At 70.3% G+C, this 18,287-nt stretch carries 16 protein-coding genes; 9 read left to right on the top strand and 7 right to left on the bottom strand.

The features are described from left to right. Nucleotides 1-61: 61 nt before the first annotated feature. Both K8Z49_RS17685 and K8Z49_RS17680 read left to right on the top strand, forming a co-directional pair. Nucleotides 62-709 (top strand): TetR/AcrR family transcriptional regulator, encoded by a 648-nt coding sequence (locus K8Z49_RS17685; protein WP_021591963.1) that lies wholly within the window; start codon nt 62-64, stop codon nt 707-709. A gap of 307 nt (nt 710-1,016) precedes the next feature. Further along, nucleotides 1,017-1,910 (top strand): enoyl-CoA hydratase, encoded by an 894-nt coding sequence (locus K8Z49_RS17680; protein ID WP_021591962.1) that lies wholly within the window; start codon nt 1,017-1,019, stop codon nt 1,908-1,910. A gap of 54 nt (nt 1,911-1,964) precedes the next feature. On the opposite strand, the gene K8Z49_RS17675 is transcribed toward K8Z49_RS17680, so the two are convergent. The 3 genes from K8Z49_RS17675 to K8Z49_RS17665 are packed head-to-tail and all read right to left on the bottom strand — an operon-like array spanning nt 1,965 to nt 5,081. After that, the gene (locus K8Z49_RS17675) at nt 1,965-2,816 is read right to left on the bottom strand and encodes an acyl-CoA thioesterase (protein WP_412519797.1); all 852 of its coding nucleotides are present in this window, start codon (nt 2,814-2,816) and stop codon (nt 1,965-1,967) included. Between the two features lie 19 nt (nt 2,817-2,835). After that, complete coding sequence (locus K8Z49_RS17670) at nt 2,836-3,996, bottom strand: acyl-CoA dehydrogenase family protein (protein ID WP_021591960.1); 1,161 nt, start codon at nt 3,994-3,996, stop codon at nt 2,836-2,838. Further along, entirely contained in the window at nt 3,996-5,081 is a 1,086-nt protein-coding gene (locus K8Z49_RS17665; RefSeq protein ID WP_412519794.1) for an acyl-CoA dehydrogenase family protein, read from the bottom strand. Before K8Z49_RS17665 ends, K8Z49_RS17670 begins: the two co-directional genes overlap by 1 nt. Before the next feature lie 172 nt (nt 5,082-5,253). Here K8Z49_RS17665 and K8Z49_RS17660 point away from each other — a divergent pair, with 172 nt between their 5' ends. Then, nucleotides 5,254-6,483 (top strand): amidohydrolase family protein, encoded by a 1,230-nt coding sequence (locus K8Z49_RS17660; RefSeq protein ID WP_021591958.1) that lies wholly within the window; start codon nt 5,254-5,256, stop codon nt 6,481-6,483. A 158-nt stretch (nt 6,484-6,641) separates the two neighbouring features. On the opposite strand, the gene K8Z49_RS17655 is transcribed toward K8Z49_RS17660, so the two are convergent. After that, on the bottom strand, nt 6,642-7,409 hold the full coding sequence (locus K8Z49_RS17655; protein ID WP_412519792.1) for an SDR family NAD(P)-dependent oxidoreductase: 768 nt from the start codon (nt 7,407-7,409) through the stop codon (nt 6,642-6,644). A 158-nt stretch (nt 7,410-7,567) separates the two neighbouring features. Here K8Z49_RS17655 and K8Z49_RS17650 point away from each other — a divergent pair, with 158 nt between their 5' ends. Together K8Z49_RS17650 and K8Z49_RS17645 are read left to right on the top strand one after the other, a co-directional pair. After that, the gene (locus K8Z49_RS17650) at nt 7,568-8,740 is read left to right on the top strand and encodes a thiolase family protein (protein WP_412519790.1); all 1,173 of its coding nucleotides are present in this window, start codon (nt 7,568-7,570) and stop codon (nt 8,738-8,740) included. Nucleotides 8,741-8,802: 62 nt separating this feature from the next. Further along, nucleotides 8,803-10,950, top strand: coding sequence for an acyl-CoA dehydrogenase (locus K8Z49_RS17645; RefSeq protein WP_021591955.1), 2,148 nt, complete (start codon nt 8,803-8,805; stop codon nt 10,948-10,950). 67 nt (nt 10,951-11,017) lie between these two features. On the opposite strand, the gene K8Z49_RS17640 is transcribed toward K8Z49_RS17645, so the two are convergent. From K8Z49_RS17640 to K8Z49_RS17630, 3 genes are all read right to left on the bottom strand, one after another. Then, nucleotides 11,018-11,776: a FadR/GntR family transcriptional regulator gene (locus K8Z49_RS17640; RefSeq protein ID WP_412519788.1), complete on the bottom strand. Its 759-nt coding sequence runs from the start codon at nt 11,774-11,776 to the stop codon at nt 11,018-11,020. 177 nt (nt 11,777-11,953) lie between these two features. Further along, the gene (locus K8Z49_RS17635) at nt 11,954-12,544 is read right to left on the bottom strand and encodes a TetR/AcrR family transcriptional regulator (RefSeq protein WP_412519786.1); all 591 of its coding nucleotides are present in this window, start codon (nt 12,542-12,544) and stop codon (nt 11,954-11,956) included. Nucleotides 12,545-12,711: 167 nt separating this feature from the next. Then, the gene (locus K8Z49_RS17630) at nt 12,712-13,566 is read right to left on the bottom strand and encodes an LLM class F420-dependent oxidoreductase (RefSeq protein WP_412519784.1); all 855 of its coding nucleotides are present in this window, start codon (nt 13,564-13,566) and stop codon (nt 12,712-12,714) included. A gap of 384 nt (nt 13,567-13,950) precedes the next feature. Here K8Z49_RS17630 and K8Z49_RS17625 point away from each other — a divergent pair, with 384 nt between their 5' ends. The 4 genes from K8Z49_RS17625 (at nt 13,951) to K8Z49_RS17610 (ending at nt 18,272) form a co-directional block, all read left to right on the top strand. Then, nucleotides 13,951-14,760 (top strand): TetR/AcrR family transcriptional regulator, encoded by an 810-nt coding sequence (locus tag K8Z49_RS17625; protein ID WP_075023083.1) that lies wholly within the window; start codon nt 13,951-13,953, stop codon nt 14,758-14,760. Between the two features lie 312 nt (nt 14,761-15,072). Further along, entirely contained in the window at nt 15,073-16,260 is a 1,188-nt protein-coding gene (locus tag K8Z49_RS17620) for a thiolase C-terminal domain-containing protein (RefSeq protein WP_412519782.1), read from the top strand. Between the two features lie 5 nt (nt 16,261-16,265). Beyond that, nucleotides 16,266-16,703: a Zn-ribbon domain-containing OB-fold protein gene (locus K8Z49_RS17615; protein ID WP_021591949.1), complete on the top strand. Its 438-nt coding sequence runs from the start codon at nt 16,266-16,268 to the stop codon at nt 16,701-16,703. 75 nt (nt 16,704-16,778) lie between these two features. After that, nucleotides 16,779-18,272, top strand: a complete 1,494-nt coding sequence (locus K8Z49_RS17610) for a class I adenylate-forming enzyme family protein (protein ID WP_412519779.1) — start codon at nt 16,779-16,781, stop codon at nt 18,270-18,272. Nucleotides 18,273-18,287: the final 15 nt, after the last annotated feature.

The raw sequence follows: 18,287 nt of genomic DNA, 5'->3' as shown, positions 1-18,287 counted from the left end.
GATCGAGAATCAACATTCTGCACGGCGAGGATGCCGACTCCGCACTCCTTGGAGGACTTCCATGTCGCTGCCCGCAGAGCCCGCCGAGAGCCCCGATCCGGCCGTCCGCGTCGCGGTCGAACGCGCGCTGTCCAAGCGGCGCGGGGATGCCGAGCGGGAGGTGGAGGACATTCTCGACGCCACCCTGCGGGTGGCCGCGCGCGCCGCACCCAACGCGCCGCGGGTGGCCGACATCGTCGCCGAGGCGGGCACGTCCAACCAGGCGTTCTACCGCTATTTCAGCGGCAAGGACGAGGTGCTGCGGGCGGCGCTCGAGCGCGGCACCGACCGGGTGTACGGCTTCCTCGCGCACAAGGTCGCGAAAGCGTCCGGTCCGGCCGAACAGATCGAGGCCTGGGTTCGCGGCGTGCTGGCCCAGGTCATCGACGACACCGCGGCTCGGCAGAGCCGGGCCATCGTCAGCAATCTGGGGGAACGGGCCGTCGCCGAAGCCGGTGCGGGAGGCCTCGGCAAGGTGCGCGACCTCCTGCGCGAGGCCGTGCGGGCGGCGGGAAGCAGGCAGGTCGACCTGGACACCGGCGCCGTCTTCGATCTCACCTTCGCCGTGCTCAGGCGGCACTCCCAGGACGGCACGGCGCCGACTCCCGCGGAGTGCGGCCACCTCGTACGGTTCTGCCTGGCCGCGATAGGTGTCGCCGCCACCGGCTGAGGTGCCGGCTGCGGCGACCTCGGCGCTTCGGCGCTTCGGCGCCGAGGTGATCGCGAGGTTCCGCCGCGCCCGGCCAGGGGATGGTCAACGCACCAACCGTATCCCATACGGTAGTATTCGCGAGACCGGCCCGAGGAGTTCGGACACCGAACCGCGCAGGCTGGGCGACACCGGTGTCCAGGTGGTCCCGGCCGGAGCGGTCCGACGTCCTCGATCATCGGGCCACGCGCGCCGGAGCAACTCGAGGGTCGGCTCGCGGCCGGGGAGCGCGGCGACGAACAACGACAACGCCGTCAGGAGACGCCTCATGAGTGAGTACACCTTCATCACCTACGAGACACTGGACGAGGGCACGATCGCCCGCATCACCCTCAATCGCCCGGAGGCGCGCAACGCGCAGAACCGCGGGATGCTCGTGGAGCTGAACGACGCGTTCTTGGCCGCCGAGGCCGATGACACCGTCCGGGTCGTGATCCTGCGCGGTGCGGGAAAGATGTTCACCGCCGGCCACGACATGGGTTCGGCCCTGTCGGTCGCCGAGCGCGAGCCCGGCCCGGACCAGCACCCGACGTACGCGATGAACGGCGGCACCCGCCCGAGGCCCGAGGCGCGGATGACCCAGGAGTGGCACTACTTCTTCCGGAACACGCTGCGGTGGCGGGACCTGCGCAAGATCACGATCGCCGAGGTGCACGGCAAGGTGTACGCGGCCGGCCTGATGCTGATGTGGGCCTGCGACCTGATCGTCGCGGCCGAGGGCACCGAGTTCGCGGACGTGGTCGGGACGCGGCTCGGGATGTGCGGTGTCGAGTACTTCGGCCACCCGTGGGAGTTCGGGCCCCGCAAGGCCAAGGAGCTGATGCTCACCGGCGACTCGATCGACGCCGAGGAGGCGCACCGCCTGGGCATGGTGGGCAAGATCTTCCCGGCGGACACCCTGTCCGACCGCACGGTCGACTTCGCCCGGCGGATCGCGCGGATCGACACGATGGCGGCGCTGCTCATCAAGGAGTCGGTGAACCAGACGGTCGACAACATGGGATTCACCAACGCGCTCAACGCCTGCTTCAGCATGCACCAGATCAATCACAGCGGGTGGGCCGAGCGGACCGGGGGATACCCCGCCGGAACGCCGGAGCTGGGGGTGCCGGCATGGAACGAGGCGCCGCCGGTCCGGCCCGCCGTCGTCAGCGAGCCGTAGCCCGGTAACGAGAACGGCCGGCACGCGCATCGTGTGCCGGCCGTTCTCGCGTGGCTACATGGCGCCGGACTGCGGCCCACGCGCACTGACGTGCCCGGGGAAGCGCCGGATCATCGAGTCCTGGCTGAAGGACGACACGAGTGTCCCGTCCTGCGTGAAGAGCCGGCCGGTTCCGTAGACGCGGCCCCTGCCGGCGTACGCGGCATCGTTGGCCAGCAGGTGCCAGTCCGCGGCGTCGGACGCTTCGTGGAACGTGAGCGTGTGCGTGACAACGCCCGTGGACAGCGAGGCGTGTGCCATGCTGCCGCCGACGCCCGCGTGCGGGCGCATCGCCGCCCCGATCAGCATGTTGTCGGTGTACCAGGCCGAGATCGCGTGGTTGCGGGCACGGTCCCCGCGCGGCGCGTCCGGCCACCGGACCCACACCGCGACCTCGGGCGGTCCGACCTGCTCCGGGTCGCCGAGGTCCACGTCGCCGACGATCCGCACCTCGGCCCCGTGGTGGCTCAGGTTCTCGGCGGGCTTGGCCTGCTCCGGGTCGCCGACCGCCGGCAGCGGCGGCGCATGCCGGATGACGTCCTCTTCCTCGGTGTCGAGCAGGACCGTGGCCCGGCTGATGTGCCGCTGCCCCTGCCGCACGGCCACCCCGACGGTGGCCATCGTGCGTCCCGAGTGCAGCGTGTCGACCGAGAATTCGAGCGGCTGAGCCACATCGCCGGCGCGCGGGAACATGATCTGCAGCGACCGCACGACCTTGTCGCCGTGCGAGGCGGCCGCCGCCATCAGCACCTGGCCCATCAGCTGTCCGCCGAAGACCGGCCGGCCGTCCCCGACCAGCACACTTTCGCCGCGGAACTCGCCCGCGGCCGGACTGGTCAGCTCCAGCGCCTGAATCGCCGTCAGCATCCTGTTTTCCTCGTCTCGCTCATCGGCTGCGGGGCAGGCCGAGCGAGCTCCGGCCCACGTTGTTCCGCCAGATGTCCGTGGTGCCGCCGTAGATCTGCGTGGCCGGGGCCATGGCCCGGGCCCACGCCGCGCTGCCCTGGGCGGCCGCTCCGTCGGCCCCCTCGGCCAGCACCCCGGCGGGTGCCATCAGGTCGACCAGCAGCTCCGCGTCGCGCAGCAACGTCTCCGATGCCGTGACCTTCCCGAACTCCGAAGGCGTGTTCCACTCCACCTCGATGTCGAGCAGGACACCGGCGAGAGCGTGCCGCACGAGCGGGTCGTCGATGGCGAGGACGCCGGGCTCCAGCTCGGTGGTCCGCGCCCATTCGACCGCCAGGTCGAGCATCTCCTCCAGGGTGCGGACGAACGCCGAGCCCATCGAGCCGTTCAGCTCGGCCAGCTCGCTTCCCTCGCCGGCACCGTGCTCGGTGGCGAGCGGTTCGGAGACGACCCGCCATCCCTCGCCGACCGGACCGAGCCTGTAGCTGTCGGGCACCCGGACGTCCCGATAGAAGGTCATATTGGTGCCCACGTGCCCCATGGCGCTGATGGGTTTCACCTCGATGCCGGGAGTGTCCATCGGGACCAGGAACATCGTGAGCGACCGGTGCTTCTCCTCCACCGGGCCGGTCCGCGCCAGCAGGAACACGTAGTCGGCGATCTCGGCGTAGGTGGTGAACATCTTCGCGCCGTTGATCACCCACTCGTCGCCGTCCCGCACGGCCCGGGTGCGCGCGGCGGCCATGTCCGAGCCGCTGTCGGGTTCGCTGTAGCCGAGGCAGAACGACGCCCGGCCGCTCTCCAGCGCCGGCAGCGCCGTCGCTCGCAGCTGGTCCGAGCCGTACTTGCGCACCGTGGGCAGGATCAGGCCGTTGCCGAACCTTGGCACGCGGTACTCGACCTGCAGCAGGTCGAGGATCCGGGCCCGGACCGCGTCGAGCTCCGCGCCGCCCCGCGACCGCGGGCTGCGGGGGTGCACCCACCCGCGCTCGGCCAGTTGCTCGATGAGCTCCTTGCTCGGGCGCTCGTGGTCCAGATTCAGCGCGTGCGGGTCGGGTGTCCAGTGGTTCTCGAAGACCTCGCGCACTTCCGCTTCGAAGGCCCGCTGCTCGTCGTCGAGCTCGATCCGGCTGAAGTCCATCACGCACCCCCGGTGGCGACGAGGGAACGGCCGGGCACCGGGCGCCGCTCGACGCGGTCCAGTGCGGTGGCGATCTCGGCGAGGTGGATGCGGCTGCCGCCGCCGAGCCGGCCCCAGAGCGCGGATCGGCGATGGTACAGACTGATGTCCGACTCGAGCATGAGGCCGAAGCCGCCGTGGACGTGCACGCAGTCGCCGGTGATCCGGGGCGCGACCCGGGCCGCGTTGGCGAGAGCCATCACCGGCAACTCCGGGCGTGTCAAGGGTTCCTCGGACTGGAACCAGGCCGCCTTCAGCGTGAGGTTTCGCGCCGCTTCGACGGCCTCGTGCGCATCGACCAGACGGTGGCCGACCGCCTGGAACGTCGCGATCGGGACGCCGAACTGGTGCCGTTCCAGCGCGTAGTCGCGGGCCAGCGCGACCGCCCCGTCGCCGAGGCCCACCAGCGCCGCGGCGGTGACGACCCGCCACTCGGAAAGCGCTTTCCGCCACGCTTCCTCGGCGACGTCGCCGGTAGCCAGAACGGTCTGTGAGACCTCCGGATCCGCCGGATCCCACAAGGCGACCGGCGCTGCGGCGTCGTTGGCCGTCTGAGGTGGCGGGGTGTCCCGGCGCAGCAGCACCAGCTCGGTGCCGCGGCGGGCGAGCACCCCGTGCGCCAGGGCGCCGCTGGGGACCAGGTGCCGCCCCGAACCACCGTGGGGCAGCGGTGCCAGGGAATAGATCGTCTCGCCGGAAACGGCCGCGTCCACGTCGATGCCGCCGCCGTCGAGGCGGCAGAGGGCGCGGGCCGCCACCGCGTGGTCGGCCAGTGGCACGGGGGCGAGGGTGCGGCCGGCGGCCTCCGCGGCGAACGCCAGCTCGACGAGCCCGGCTCCCTGGCCGCCGCGCGCCTCGGGCAACGCCAGCCCGACGATGCCGGCGTGCTCGGCGTTCTGCCAGAGCGCCGGGTCGAAGCCGAGTGGCTCGGCCGCGCGGACCACGTCGGCGGGTGAATGCCGGCCGAAGAAGCCGGCGAGCATCGCGCGGACCTCGGTCTGCTGCTCGTCGAAGGAATAGTCGTTCCGGCGCAGTTCGATGGTCATGTTCCTCTTCCGGTGAGTGCGGACCGGTCTCGTGGTCAAGCGGTCGCGGACGTCTCTGCGCACCGGACTGGACGTGGCCGCGGTGGTTGACGACGGGAACTTATAGAATGCTTAATAGTGTACCCTACAGTATGGGCTTTAGTAGAGGTTCGGACCGGGAAGGATCCAGCACATGACCGAGGCGTCACCTCAGTTCACCGATGCGCCGATCTTCGATGCCGACCAGCACATGTACGAGACCCCGGACGCGCTGACCCGGTACCTGCCGGAGAAGTACCGCTCCGCCGTGCAGTTCGTCCAGGTCGGCAGGCGAACGAGGATCGCGATCCTCAACAAGATCACGGACTACATCCCCAACCCGACCTTCGACCGCGTCGCCGCACCGGGTGCGTACGAGCCGTTCTATTCCGGCAACAACCCGGAGAGTAAGTCGCTGAAGGAGCTCGGCGGCCGGGGCGTCGACTCGATTCCCGCCTGGCGGGAGCCCGAGGCCCGGATGAAGGTCCTGGACGAGCAGGGGGTCGACAGCACGCTCGTGTACCCCACACTGGCCAACCTGGTCGAGCACTCGGCCGCGGAGGACCCCGAGCTCGTCGTGGCGGTCATGCACGCGCTGAACCGCTGGATGCTCGACCAGTGGCAGTACGTCTACCAGAACCGGTTGTTCATGACCCCGGTCATCAGCTGCGCTCTCGTCGACGACGCCCGGCGGGAGCTGGAGTACGTCATCGAGAACGGCGCCAAGGTGGTGCTCATGAAGCCGGCGCCGGTGAAGGGCCTGCGGGGCTGGCGTTCGCCGGCGCTGCCGGAGTTCGACCCGTTCTGGGCCGACGTCCAGGACGCGAACATCCCGGTCGTGCTGCACGCGAGCCAGCCGCCGCTGACCGACTACGTCAACAGGTGGGAGCCGCCGTCGACGAACAGCGCGTTCGCCGGCAGCGCGTTCCGCCGGGTGGTGCTGGGGCATCGCGAGATCGCGGACATGCTGGCGAGCCTGATCTGCCATGGCACGCTCACCCGGTTCCCGAAGCTGCGCATCGCGAGCATCGAGAACGGCAGCCACTGGATCCAGTCGCTGTTCACCGAACTTGAGGTCTCGTACTCCAAGGAGCCGACCTCGTTCCCCGAGCACCCGATTGAGGCGTTCCGCCGCAACATCTGGGTCAGCCCGTTCTGGGAGGGGTCGGTCGAGGACGTCGTCAACACCGTCGGCTGGGACAAGGTCCTTTTCGGGTCGGACTACCCGCACCCCGAGGGCCTGGCGGAGCCGAAGGGCTACTTCAAGTACGCCGAGGGCATGTCCGAGAAGCGCACCTACGACTTCATGGGTGACAACACGCGCCGTTTCATGGGCCTGCCGGTCGTCTACAAGGCCGAGGAGGAAGCGCCTGTGCCGGCCTGATGGGCAGGACGGTCGACCTCGGGGGGTTCGCGCGTGCGCGAACCCCCCGAATGCTTGTACTCAGCGGAACGAGCTGAACAGGGTGTCGGATCCGGCGCTCGACGCCGACTGGGTCAGGCCGCCGGCTGCACGCGAGGGGCGCCTGCGGGCATGGCCGTTCAGATGTTGAAGCGCAGCGCGCCGTCGATGCGGATGACCGTGCCGTTGAGGTAGTCGTTCTCGGCGATGTGCCGTGCCAGCCGGGCGTACTCGTCGGCGTGGCCCATGCGCTTGGGGTTCGGCACGCCCGGGCCCCACTTCGCCTGCGCCTCCTCCTCGCTCATCCGGTACGCGGGCGTGAAGAACGTGCCGGGGGCGATGCACATGACCCGGACCCCGGTCGGCGCGAGGTCGCGCGCCGCGGTCAGGGTCAGGCCGATCACCCCGCCCTTGGCGGCGGAGTAGTCGCTCTGGCCCACCTGACCCTCGAAGCCGGCGATGCTGGCGGTGGAGATCACGACGCCGCGCTGGTCGTCCTCGAGCGGATCGTTCTGGGCCATGGCCGCGGCGGCCTTGCTCATCACGCGGTAGGTGCCGGTGAGGTAGACGTCGACGGTCGTGGCGAAGATGTCGGCGGAGTAGGCCTCGCCCTTGCGGTTCACCATCCGCCGGGCGGCGACCGGTCCACCGTGGACGATGACGGTCGTGCGCAGTGGGGCCAGTCCGGCCGCGGCCGCGATCGCCTCGTCCACGGACTCGTCGCTGGTGACGTCGGTGGGCACGAAGGCCGCCGTGTCGCCGAGCTCGTCCGCGAGCGCCTTGCCCTTCTCCTCCGCGAGGTCCGCGATGACCACCTTCGCCCCCGCGGCGACGAGCCTGCGGGCGGTCGCCGCGCCGAAGCCGCCGGCGCCGCCGGTCACGAGTGCGGACGATCCGGAAAGGTCCATGTTCTCTCCTTGGGAAGGCGCTGCGTGCGTCACTGGTGTGCCCGGCCGCAGGGACCGGTTCCGGGCCCCTCATGACTACTGTACTGTTGTAGTTATCGTAATGACTACTATTGCGTGTTGCAGAGTCGGGTACGGTACACACCCCCAGAGAGGTGCACATGTCCGCTCCGGTCATCGTCAGCGCGGCTCGTACGGCCATCGGGACGGCAGGGAAGGGCACTCTCGCCGACACCAGCGGAGAGACGCTCGCCGCGGCGATCGTGGAGGAGACCGTGCGCCGCTCCGAACTCGAGCCCGCGAAATTCGACGACGTGATCATTGCCGAAAGCCTCTACGGAGGCGGTGCCCTGGCCCGCTATGCCGCCGTGGTCACCGGGATGCCTGATGTGCCCGGAGCGGCCGTGAACCGGCACTGCGCGGGCAGTCTCACCTCGATCGGCATGGCGGCCGCGTCGATCGCGTCGGGGATGGAGTCGGCGATCGTGGCGGGCGGTGTGCAGGCGACCTCGATGGGGCCGCGCCTGCGTCAGCGTGTCCCGGGCACCGCCGGCGAGTACGTCGACTGGTACCCGCCGACCCACCCGGACTCGCCCGACGCGCCGAACCGGGACATGTCCATCTCCGTAGGCTGGAACACCGCCAAAGAGGCGGGGATCACCCGCGAGGAGCAGGACGCCTGGGCGTACCGGTCCCACGTCCGCGCGATCGCGGCGATCGATGCCGGCAAGTTCACCGACGAGATCGTCCCCCTCAAACTGACCGGGCCTGGCGGCGCGGTGGTCGAGTTCGCCGTGGACGAGCACCCGCGGCGTACGACCTCACTCGAGAAGCTGGCCTCGCTCAAGGTCCTGCACCCGGAGATCCCCGGTTTCTCCATCACCGCGGGCAATGCCAGCGGGGTCAACGACGCGGCCGCCGCGGTGGCGGTGGCCGCCGCGGAACTGGCCACCGCGGAAGGGCTGACGCCGATGGCGAAGATCGTCGCCTGGGCCTCGGCCGGGGTTGCTCCCGCGCGCATGGGTTTCGGCGGGCTCGTCGCCGCCGAGAAGGTGCTGCGGCGGGCGGGCCGGACGCCCGCCGACGTGACCCTGTGGGAGATCAACGAGGCGTTCGCCTCCGTCCCGATCGCCGTCTGCGGGGAGTTCGGCCTCGACGAGGAGCGGGTGAACTTCAGCGGCAGCGGGTGCAGCCTCGGCCATCCGGTGGCCGCTTCGGGCGCACGCATGATCGTGACGCTCGTGCACGAGCTGCGCCGCCGCGGCGGTGGTCTCGGGATGGCGACGATGTGCGCGGGCGGCGGTCAGGGCGGTGCGGTCCTGATCGAGGTCTGACTCCGAAAAAACGAGCCGGAACCACTACAGCACGACGCCCGACCGAGCTGAGGAGCCGCCCGATGGGGCTTGCCATCACCGAGGAGCACCAGGAACTCGCGACCGTTGTCCGGGAGTTCGCCACCGAGCAGCGGGTCCGGGCCGCCGCGCGCGCCGTACTGGACCCGGACGCGCCCTCCGTGCCGGACGTGTGGAAGCGGATCGCCGACCTGGGCTGGCTCGGGCTGCACCTGCCGGAGTCGGCCGGCGGGTCCGGGTTCGGCCTGCCGGAGCTGGCGGTCGTCGTCGACGAGCTGGGGCGCGCGGTCGGTCCCGGTCGGCTGCTGCCGACCGTCACCGCGTCCGCCGTGCTGGCCGGCTCGGGCGGCGAAGCGCTGCGCGAGCTCGTCACGCGGCTGGCCGACGGCTCGGCCGTCGCCGGGCTGGGGCTGGCGCCCGGCCTGACCCGCGAGGCCGACGGTGGCTTCACCGGGGAGCTGACGGTGCTGGCGGGGCAGTGGGCCGACGTGTTCGTGCTCGCGGCCGGCGACGATCTGCTCGTCGTCCCCGCCGGTGCCGGCGCGCTCGCCGTGGCCCCCGTGACCGGGTTGGATCCGTCGCTGGGGCTGGCGAAGGTCACCGTCACCGGCCTGGCCGCGGCCGACGGTCACGTGCTGGCCGGAGCGGCGGGCGCCGCGGTCTCGCTGCTGCGGACGCTGGCCGCCGCCGAGGCCGCCGGCGGGGCGCGGGGCTGTCTGGACTTCGCGTTGGAGTACGCCAGGGTCCGGGAGCAGTTCGGCCGGCCGATCGGCAGTTTCCAGGCCGTCAAGCACCACCTGGCCACCATGCTCGTCGGCGTCGAGCTCGCGACCGCGCTCGCCTGGGACGCGGCGAGGGGCGCGGCCACGGCCGACGAGGCCGGGCTGACGGCGGCGGCCGCGGCCGGGTTCGCGCTGCGCAACTACCAGGACTGCGCGCGCAGGGCCATCCAGATCTTCGGCGGCATCGGCTTCACCTGGGAACACGACGCGCACCTGTACCTGCGGCGTGCCGGTGCGCTCCAGGCCGTGGTGGCGGCACTGGGCTCGCCCGAGGACGAGGTCTTCGCGGCCACGAAGGCCGGCGTGCGGCGGCAGTTCACGATCGACCTGCCCGAGGAGGCGCAGATCCACCGGGCCGAGGCCCGGAAGTTCCTCGAGCGGTACCGCGCCACGCCCGACGGCGAGCGCCGGGCGCTACTCGCGTCGTCCGGCTACCAGGTTCCGCACTGGCCCGAACCGTTCGGGCGGGGCGCCACCGCCGTCGAGCAGCTTGTCCTGGAGGAGGAGCTGTCCGAGGTCGAGGCGCCTTCGCTCGGCATCGGCGGATGGGTGCTGCTGACCCTCGCGCAGACCGCGAACGAGGAGCAGATCCGGCGGTGGATCGCGCCGGGGCTGCTCGGCGAGCAGCGGTGGTGCCAGTTGTTCAGCGAGCCGAACGCCGGCTCGGACGCGGCCGCCGTGCAAACGCGTGGCACGCGGGTCGACGGTGGCTGGCGCGTGAACGGCCAGAAGGTCTGGACCAGTGACGCGCAGAACTGCAACCGGGGCCTGGCGACCGTGCGCACCGACCCGGAAGCCCCCAAGCACAAGGGCATCACGGCGATGGCCGTCGACCTCACCGCGCCCGGTGTCACGATCCGGCCGCTGCGCGAGATCACCGGCCAGGCGTTGTTCAACGAGGTCTTCTTCGACGACGTCTTCGTTCCCGATGAGGACGTGGTGGGGGAGCCGAACGACGGCTGGCGGGTCGCCCGGGCCACGCTCGGCAACGAGCGGGTGTCCATCGGCGGCGGTTCCCGGGAGGGCCTCTCGGCCTGGGATCTGCCGGGCATCGCGAGCCGGTACGGCGTCACCGACACCGAGCACACCCGCGCCATCGCGCGGCTTGTCACCGAGGAACAGGCGATGCGCGCGCTGAACCTGCGTCAGGCGACGCGCGCCGTGGCCGGTGCCGGGGCGGGACCGGAGGGCAACGTGACGAAGCTGCTGTCGGCCGAGCACGCCCAGCGCGTCACCGAGCTGGCGGTCGAGCTGTCCGGCACGGCCGCGGTGACCGGGGACGAGGAGGCGATCATGTTCGAGTACCTCTTCGGTCGCTGCCTGTCGATCGCGGGCGGCACGTCCGAGATCACCCGCAACGTGATCGCGGAGCGGATCCTCGGCCTGCCGCGGGATCCGCTCGCGCGCTGAACCGGCTTTCCGGCGGGAACCCAGCCGTTCAACGCGCTGAGCAGCGCGGAACCGGAGAGCGCGTGACTCAGGACAGCACGTCGAGCACGGTCTCCGCGGGCCCCGCCAGCACGAACTCGCTGACCTGGGTGAGGTGCCGGCGCCAGTGGGCGACGGCCTTGTCGACGTCCTTCTGCCTGATCAGGTCGACGACCTTGGCGTGCGCCTTCTGCACCAGCTGGACCGAGGGCCCGGCGTTCGCGCTGTCGCGGTTGGCGTTGATGACCGACTGGTTGTGCTGTTCGATGATGGCGTAGAGCATGTCGAGCAGCACGATCATGGTCTGGTTGCCGGACAGCTCCATCAGCAGCCGGTGGAACTGCAGGTCGGCCTGCTCGGAGAACGCGATGGGATCTTCCAGCAGCTGCTCTCCCTCGGCGAGTGCCTTGCCGAGGGTCTTCAGGTCCGCCGCGGAGCGCCTGCGGGCAAGGAACTCGACGCCGCTGGCCTCCAGCGCGGTACGCGCGGCGTACACGTCGGCCAGCGTGGTGCCGCGGTACTGCAGCAGGGTCCCGGCGTAACGGCCCGCTGTTCTGGGGTCGGGGACCAGCACGTGTGCTCCGCCGCGGGCACCACGGCGGATCTGGATGATCTGCTCGGACTCCAGGATGCGGAAGGCTTCGCGCAGGGTGGGCCGGGAAACGCCGAACTGCTGCATCAGGGTGTTCTCCGAGGGGAGCCCGTCGCCCTCCTTGAGTTCGCCGGTGACGATCTGCCGCCGCAACTGCGCGGCCACCATCTCGCCGGCCTTCGGCACCCGTACGGTGGTGGGCCTGATCCCGGCCACGACTTCCCCTTCCGGATGATGAACGCGATTATCCTACTTGCCGCGTGCGACCGTAGGGGCGCGGTCGAATCCTATTGTTCAGATCACTCATTCACCGCATTCGCCTGGGCGGCTCGTGGGTGGTCAGCCCGCTTCCCGCACCGCCACACCATGCTGTACGGCGAGCGTGCCCTGTTTTCAGCGCGGCTCGGCGCCGAGTGCGCGGAAGACGAAGTCCGTCACCAGTTCGGCGGCCTTCGTGGCGCTCATCGTGGTCGGACGGGACATCCGGTCGGTGAAGGCTCCGCTGACGACGGCCAGGATCAGCCTGGCGTCGGTCTCGGGTTCGGCCGCGGGGAAGGATCCGTCCGCGTGGCCCTCGCGCAGGATCTGGGCGATGGTCGCCTTGTGCTCCGCCATCACCCGCGTGTGTTCGGCCGGGTAGCCTTCGGCGCGCACGACTTCGGGGGAGTTCAGCAGCGTGACGCGCCGGCGACGCCCGGAGTGCGCGGTGAGTTCGAGGAAGCCGCGGATCCAGGTCTGCATGGCCTCGCGCGGCGAGCCTGCCGCGGCCGTCGCGGCGCGCAGCTCGGCGTCCACGCGTTCGCCGTCCTGGCGGTACAGCGCCAGGAGCAGGCTGTCCTTGGACTCGAAGTGGCGGTAGAAGGCACGTGTGGACAGGCCCGCGGCCGTCAGGATGTCCGTGACCGAGATGCCGCCGGGGCGTGCGGCCAGGCACCGGTAGGCCGCGTCGACGATCCTCGCGCGTTCCGAGGCCTCCGCCTCCACGGCCGTCACCCTATCTGTCTGTTCTCGTGTCCGCTGTCCGGTGGTCGACCGAGAATAGCATTCTCGCCGCCGCGATCTGGGCGGTCAGCGCAGCGCGGTATCCGGCGGTCGGAGCCGTCGTCCGGCGAGCCGGCCCGAGGGCGCGGAGGTCCCGCCATCCTCCTCCGTCACGACAGGTAGGTGGAGCCGAAGGCCTCGATGAACTCGAGCGTTGCGGAGCGCTCCGCGGTGGGGCAGCTGACCGTCACCCAGGTCACGCCGGCCTTCTCGATCTCGGCGAGAGATTCGCGATGGCGGTCGGCGTCGGCGTCCGGACTCTTCAGTCCTGGTGCGTGATAGGGGTGGAGGACGTCGATCTCCTCGGTACGGCCGGCCGCCGCCGCCGCTTCACGGAGATCACGGATGGCCCTCGCGAGTTCGGGCACTCCCTCGAGAACGGCTGTCCGGGTGGTGGCGGCCAGCTGGGCGCTGCCACCCATGGGCATCCACCCCTGCGCGTGCAGCGCGACGCGACGGCGGCTCAGTTTCGAGTTGCCGCCCACCCAGATCGGGATCGGGTTCTGGACCGGCCGCGGCCGTGCGATCACCTCCCGGGCGCTGAAGTGCCGCCCTTGATAGCTGAACGGTTCACCGGCCCAGTGCAGGGGAAGCGCTTCCAGCGCCTCGTCGAACAGCGCGTTGCGCTCGTCCATGTCGACCCCGAGCGCGTAGAACTCGCTCTTCTGGTAACCGGTGCCGAGGCCGAGGATCATCCGGCCGCCCGAGAGCTTGTCCAGCGTTGCGGCGGACTTGGCGAGCAGGAACGGGTTCCGGTACGGCGCCACCGCGAGGTAGGTCAGCAGCCGAATCCGCTCGGTGGCGGCGGCGGCGAAGCTCAGCGCGACGAACGGGTCGAGGCTCTGGTGCCCGCCCGTGTTGAGCCACCGGTTCCCCGGGATGGGGTGCTCGGTCGTGGAGAATCCGTCGAACCCGAACCGTTCCGCGGCCGCGGCCACCTCCGGAATGGGGCCGGCGTCCAGCATGTCCGCGTCGACGCCGCGTGTCTCGGGGTACTGGAATACGAACCGCATCGTCGTCGCCGCTCCTGTCGCCGTGCCCCGGCCTGATCGTCCCGGGCGAACCGAATCGTTGACAATACTACGGTAACCATAACTGTAAGCCTGTTGACGTGACCTCGATGGTCAGTGGACGGGTGCGTCCGGAGAACCTCGCTATGCGATGTTTCGGTATGCCTTACTGTATAGTGGTATGCAAGGTTGCGTTCCCGTGCAAGCTGTCCCGTTGGGTGCTCCGGTATCGGGCTCGGCAATGAGTACTGGATCGCGTGCGGTGCGGCCGGGCGCGGAGGTCAGACTGGTATGCTGCCCGGAGGTTTCGGGCGAGTGCACAGGTGACAGGGAGACGGTGTGCCGAAGGCTGACAGTGCTGGACCGCGGAAGCGGCGTCAGCGTGGCTCGATCAACGCCGAGGATATTCTCGCGGGCGCGTTCGAGATCGCGCGGAGCACTTCGGTCGACGAGCTGAGCATGCCCATCCTCGCCAAGCACCTCGATGTCGGTGTCACGAGCATCTACTGGTACTTCCGCAAGAAGGAAGAACTGCTCAACGCGATGACCGACATCGCGGTGGACAAGTACGCCCGGCTGACGCCCGAGGTCCGCGCGGACGACACGTGGCAGCACGTGCTGATCGAGCACTTCACGGCGCTGCGGGACATCCACCGGGAGGACGAGGTCCTCTCGGACCTGATGTTCATGCGCACGTCGACCTACAGCCGCGACGCCGCGAAGAAGACCATGCAGATCATCGAGTCCGTGGTGGCGAAGCTCGTCGCGGACGGGTTCACCCCGGCCGACGCGCTCAAGGTGCACAGCGCGATCGGGGTGTACACGCGGGGCTCGATCATCCACGACCGCGTGCTGCGACTGGCCAACGCGCCCACCGTCGACCCGGCGCGGCAGCGGAAAATGACCGACTGGTCTGACATGCCGGTACTCAACCAGCTGATCGACCAGCACGCGATCTCCGGGACGAGCGACGAGGACTTCGAGTTCGGCATCGCCGGGCTGATCGCGGGGTTCGAGGTGCTCCTCGCCGAGAGGAAGGGCGGCCGGGCCGCTTCGGCTCGCCGCCCCTCCGCCGCCCGGAGCGGGACGGCGGGGCGGGCCAAGGCGGCGACCACGCGCAAGTCCTCGGCGCGCCGGGCCGCGGGCTGACTCCCACCTTTTCGCGGGCCGTGTCGAGGACGGCGTAGGAGACCATCGCCGATCCGTGCTCCCGAGTCTCGCCGATCGAGCCGGGGTCCACGACGAGGGGTGCCGTGGTGTCGTTCCGCCATTGGCACGTGGGTGTGGCTCAGGAGCAGGAAGTCCTCGATGACCTGCCCGGCGTGAGCTTGATGGTGTCAACGGCCGCGGCCTGCGGCGGGCTATATAGTTAGATTAATACTTTACATCGCAGGATACGCCTGATACCACTGTCGGAGGCGGCCGCGCCGACGCTGGATGGTGACGGGAGTTCGTTGGGGTATGTTCCTGAAGGATGAGACGGCGGTGGTCGGCATCGGGTCGACGCCGTACTACAAGCGCGGGGCGTCCCTGCCCCAGACGAAGATCGAGATGGCGTGCAAGGCCATCCTCGCCGCGTGTGAGGATGCCGGGCTGTCGGTCGAGGACGTCGACGGGTTCGCCTACTACTCGGGCGGTTCCGATACCGCGTTGATCGCGCAGACGCTGGGGATCCCGGAGGTCAGGTTCACCGGGACGCTCACCGGTGGTGGCGGCGGCGCGGCGGGCAGCGTCGGGCTCGCGGCGGCGGCCATCACCTCGGGCCACGCGAATGTGGTCGTGTCGCTGATGACGTTGCAGCAGGTGACCGGGGCGCGGTTCGGCGCCGCGTTCGCGGGCAAGGGGGGCGGGACCTACTCCCGCCCGGTCAGCCCCGAGATGGACTTCGTCGCGCCCCATGGCCTGTTCGCGCCCGGGCAGATGTTCTCGCTGCTGGCCCGGCGGCACATGCACCGCTACGGCACGCGTCGCGAGGCGTTCGCCGAGGTCGCGATCAGCACCCGCGAGAACGCGATCAACCGGCCGACCGCGCGGTTCCGCGATCGGATCACGCTGGACGACTATATGAGCGCGCGGATGATCTCGGATCCGTTGTGCCTGTACGACTACACACAGGAGAACGACGGCGCGGTCGCGGTCATCACCACCGCGGCCGACCGCGCGCGGGACCTGCGCAAGCCGCCGGTCTATGTGGCCGGCGCCGCGAACGGGTCCGCGGGCCGATGGGGGCAGGCCATCACGTGGATGGGCATGCCGGATGAGTACTTCGCCTCGTCCGGGCACCGGACGGTGGCCAGGGACGTCTACGCGCGCGCGGGGGTCACCGCGGCCGACATCGACGTGGCGTTGCTCTACGACCACTTCACCCCGATGGTGGTGATGCAGCTCGAGGACTACGGGTTCTGTGGAATCGGAGAGGGCGGGCCGTTCGTGGAGAGCGGCGCGATCCGGTGGAAGACGGGGTCGATCCCGGTCAACACCCACGGCGGCAACCTCTCCGAGGCGTACATCATCGGCATGACGCACGTGAAGGAAGCGGCCGAACAACTGCGCGGTGAAGCGGTGAACCAGGTCGAGGACGCCGAGTTCGCCCTCGTCACCGGCGGCCCCGCGCCCACCCCGGTCAGCGCGCTCATCCTCAGAAAGTGACGACCATGCCCCGACCCGCGGACGCTCTGCCCGCCGACTTCGCCGACATCCACCCCGACGCGTGGACCGAGCCGTTCTGGCTCGCCACCCGTGAGCACCGGCTCACCATCCCCAAGTGCACCAACTGCGACACGTTCCGCTTCCCGCCCGGCCCGTTCTGCCACGTCTGCCGCCGTCAGGAGGTCGAGCAGGTCGAGATCTCCGGCGTCGGCACCGTGTACACGTACACGGTCGTGCGGCACGCCGTCGTACCGGCCCTGGCCGGCAGCGTGCCCTACGTGATCGCGGTGCTGGAGTTCGACGACGCGCCGGGCGTCCGCATGATCGCGAACATCGTCGAGTCCGATGTGGACGCCGTGCGCGTCGGCTCACGCGTCCAGCTCGCCTGGGACGACATCGACGACGAGGTCACCGTGCCCCGCTTCCGGCCCGCCGCCGGCTGAGCGGTACGACCCGATCAAGATACAGTACATATATATTACTGATTAATGTGGTAAAACGCTGCTCGGGAGATGCCGATGAACCTGGCGATGATCCTCGACATGGTCGCGGAAGGGATGGCGGACCGGGTCCTCCTCGGAGACCGGACCGAGGGCCTGACCGGAGCCGCGATACGGGAGAGGGCGATCGCGGGTGCCGGCCGCCTCGCGACGGAGGGCGTCGACCGCCTGGTCTTCCTCGGCGGCAACGGGCCCGCCTTCCCCGTGGCGATGTTCGCCGCGACGCTGGCCGGTGTCCCGTTCCTGCCGGTGAACTACCGGCTGAGCGCCGAAGCGCTCGGCGACATTCTCGCCCGGCAGGACGCCCCGCTGGTCGTCACGGACAGCCCGGAGCGGGCGCCGGGGCTGAACACGATCAGCACGAGCGAGTTCCTGGCACTGCCCGCCGCCGAGGCGCCGGCCACCGACGACCTCGACCCCGATGCCGTCGCGGTGCTGCTGATGACCAGCGGTACAACGGCCGCTCCCAAGAGTGCCGTGCTGCGACACCGGCACCTCGCCTCCTACATCTTCGGGACGGTCGAGTACGCGTCGGTGCCCGAGACCGACGCGACGCTCGTCTGCGTGCCGCCGTACCACGTCGCCGCGGTGGCGAACGCGCTGTCCAACCTCTACTCCGGGCGCCGGGTGGTCTACCTCGACGAATTCACGGCCGCCGGGTGGCTCGACACGGTGGAGGAGCAGCGGATCACGCACGCGATGGTCGTGCCGACCATGCTCGTGCGCATCGTCGCCGAGCTCCGCGACCGTGGGCGGGCCGCGCCCGCGAGCCTTCGGTCGCTGTCCTACGGTGGTGCGAAGATCGCCGGTGAGGTGCTTTCGGAGGCCCTGACGTTCTTCCCCGCCACCGGGTTCGTCAACGCCTACGGCCTCACCGAGACCGCGTCCTCGATCGCGGTGCTCAGCCCCGAGGACCACCGCGAGGCCTGGGCCAGTGACGACCCCGCGGTGCGCTCCCGGCTCGGTTCGGTGGGCCGTGCGCTGCCGTCGGTGGAAATCGAGGTGCGCGACCTGGACGGCCGCCCCGCGGCGCCCGGTGAGGTCGGGGACATCGTCGTGCGCGGTCCGCAGGTCGCGGGGGAGTACCTGGAGGCGGGCAGCCTCGTCGACGCCGACGGCTGGTTCGCCACGCGCGATCGCGGCTACCTCGACGAGGCGGGCTTCCTCTTCGTGCGGGGCCGCGCCGACGACACGATCATCCGGGGCGGGGAGAACATCGCGCCCGCTGAGATCGAGGAGGTGCTCAGCCGCCACGAAGCGGTGCTCGAGTGCGCCGTCGCGGGCGTCCCGGACCTCGAGTGGGGGCAGCGCATCGCCGCGTTCGTGGTGCTGCGCGACGGCCACGAGACGAGTGCGGACGAGCTGCGCGAGTTCGCCCGGGCGCGGTTGCGCGGGTCGAAGACCCCCGGCGAGATCGTGTTCCTGGGAGAGTTGCCCACCACCGCCACCGGGAAGATCCTGCGCCGCGACCTCATCGCGATGGTGAGCGAGAAGAACACCCAGCACGCCTGAGAGGGCGAGAACGGA

Source organism: Actinomadura madurae, assembly GCF_047130825.1.
Taxonomy (GTDB): Bacteria; Actinomycetota; Actinomycetes; order Streptosporangiales; family Streptosporangiaceae; genus Spirillospora; species Spirillospora madurae.
This window is presented reverse-complemented; position numbering and strand designations above follow the sequence as displayed.

Coding starts and splice junctions, on each gene's coding strand:
- K8Z49_RS17655 (WP_412519792.1), bottom strand. CDS start 7,409: ATGGACCTTTCCGGATCGTCCGCACTCGTGACCGGCGGCGCCGGCGGC.
- K8Z49_RS17675 (WP_412519797.1), bottom strand. CDS start 2,816: ATGCTGACGGCGATTCAGGCGCTGGAGCTGACCAGTCCGGCCGCGGGC.
- K8Z49_RS17670 (WP_021591960.1), bottom strand. CDS start 3,996: ATGGACTTCAGCCGGATCGAGCTCGACGACGAGCAGCGGGCCTTCGAA.
- K8Z49_RS17615 (WP_021591949.1), top strand. CDS start 16,266: ATGCCCCGACCCGCGGACGCTCTGCCCGCCGACTTCGCCGACATCCAC.
- K8Z49_RS17680 (WP_021591962.1), top strand. CDS start 1,017: ATGAGTGAGTACACCTTCATCACCTACGAGACACTGGACGAGGGCACG.
- K8Z49_RS17685 (WP_021591963.1), top strand. CDS start 62: ATGTCGCTGCCCGCAGAGCCCGCCGAGAGCCCCGATCCGGCCGTCCGC.
- K8Z49_RS17620 (WP_412519782.1), top strand. CDS start 15,073: ATGTTCCTGAAGGATGAGACGGCGGTGGTCGGCATCGGGTCGACGCCG.
- K8Z49_RS17660 (WP_021591958.1), top strand. CDS start 5,254: ATGACCGAGGCGTCACCTCAGTTCACCGATGCGCCGATCTTCGATGCC.
- K8Z49_RS17665 (WP_412519794.1), bottom strand. CDS start 5,081: ATGACCATCGAACTGCGCCGGAACGACTATTCCTTCGACGAGCAGCAG.
- K8Z49_RS17650 (WP_412519790.1), top strand. CDS start 7,568: ATGTCCGCTCCGGTCATCGTCAGCGCGGCTCGTACGGCCATCGGGACG.
- K8Z49_RS17630 (WP_412519784.1), bottom strand. CDS start 13,566: ATGCTGGACGCCGGCCCCATTCCGGAGGTGGCCGCGGCCGCGGAACGG.
- K8Z49_RS17610 (WP_412519779.1), top strand. CDS start 16,779: ATGAACCTGGCGATGATCCTCGACATGGTCGCGGAAGGGATGGCGGAC.
- K8Z49_RS17645 (WP_021591955.1), top strand. CDS start 8,803: ATGGGGCTTGCCATCACCGAGGAGCACCAGGAACTCGCGACCGTTGTC.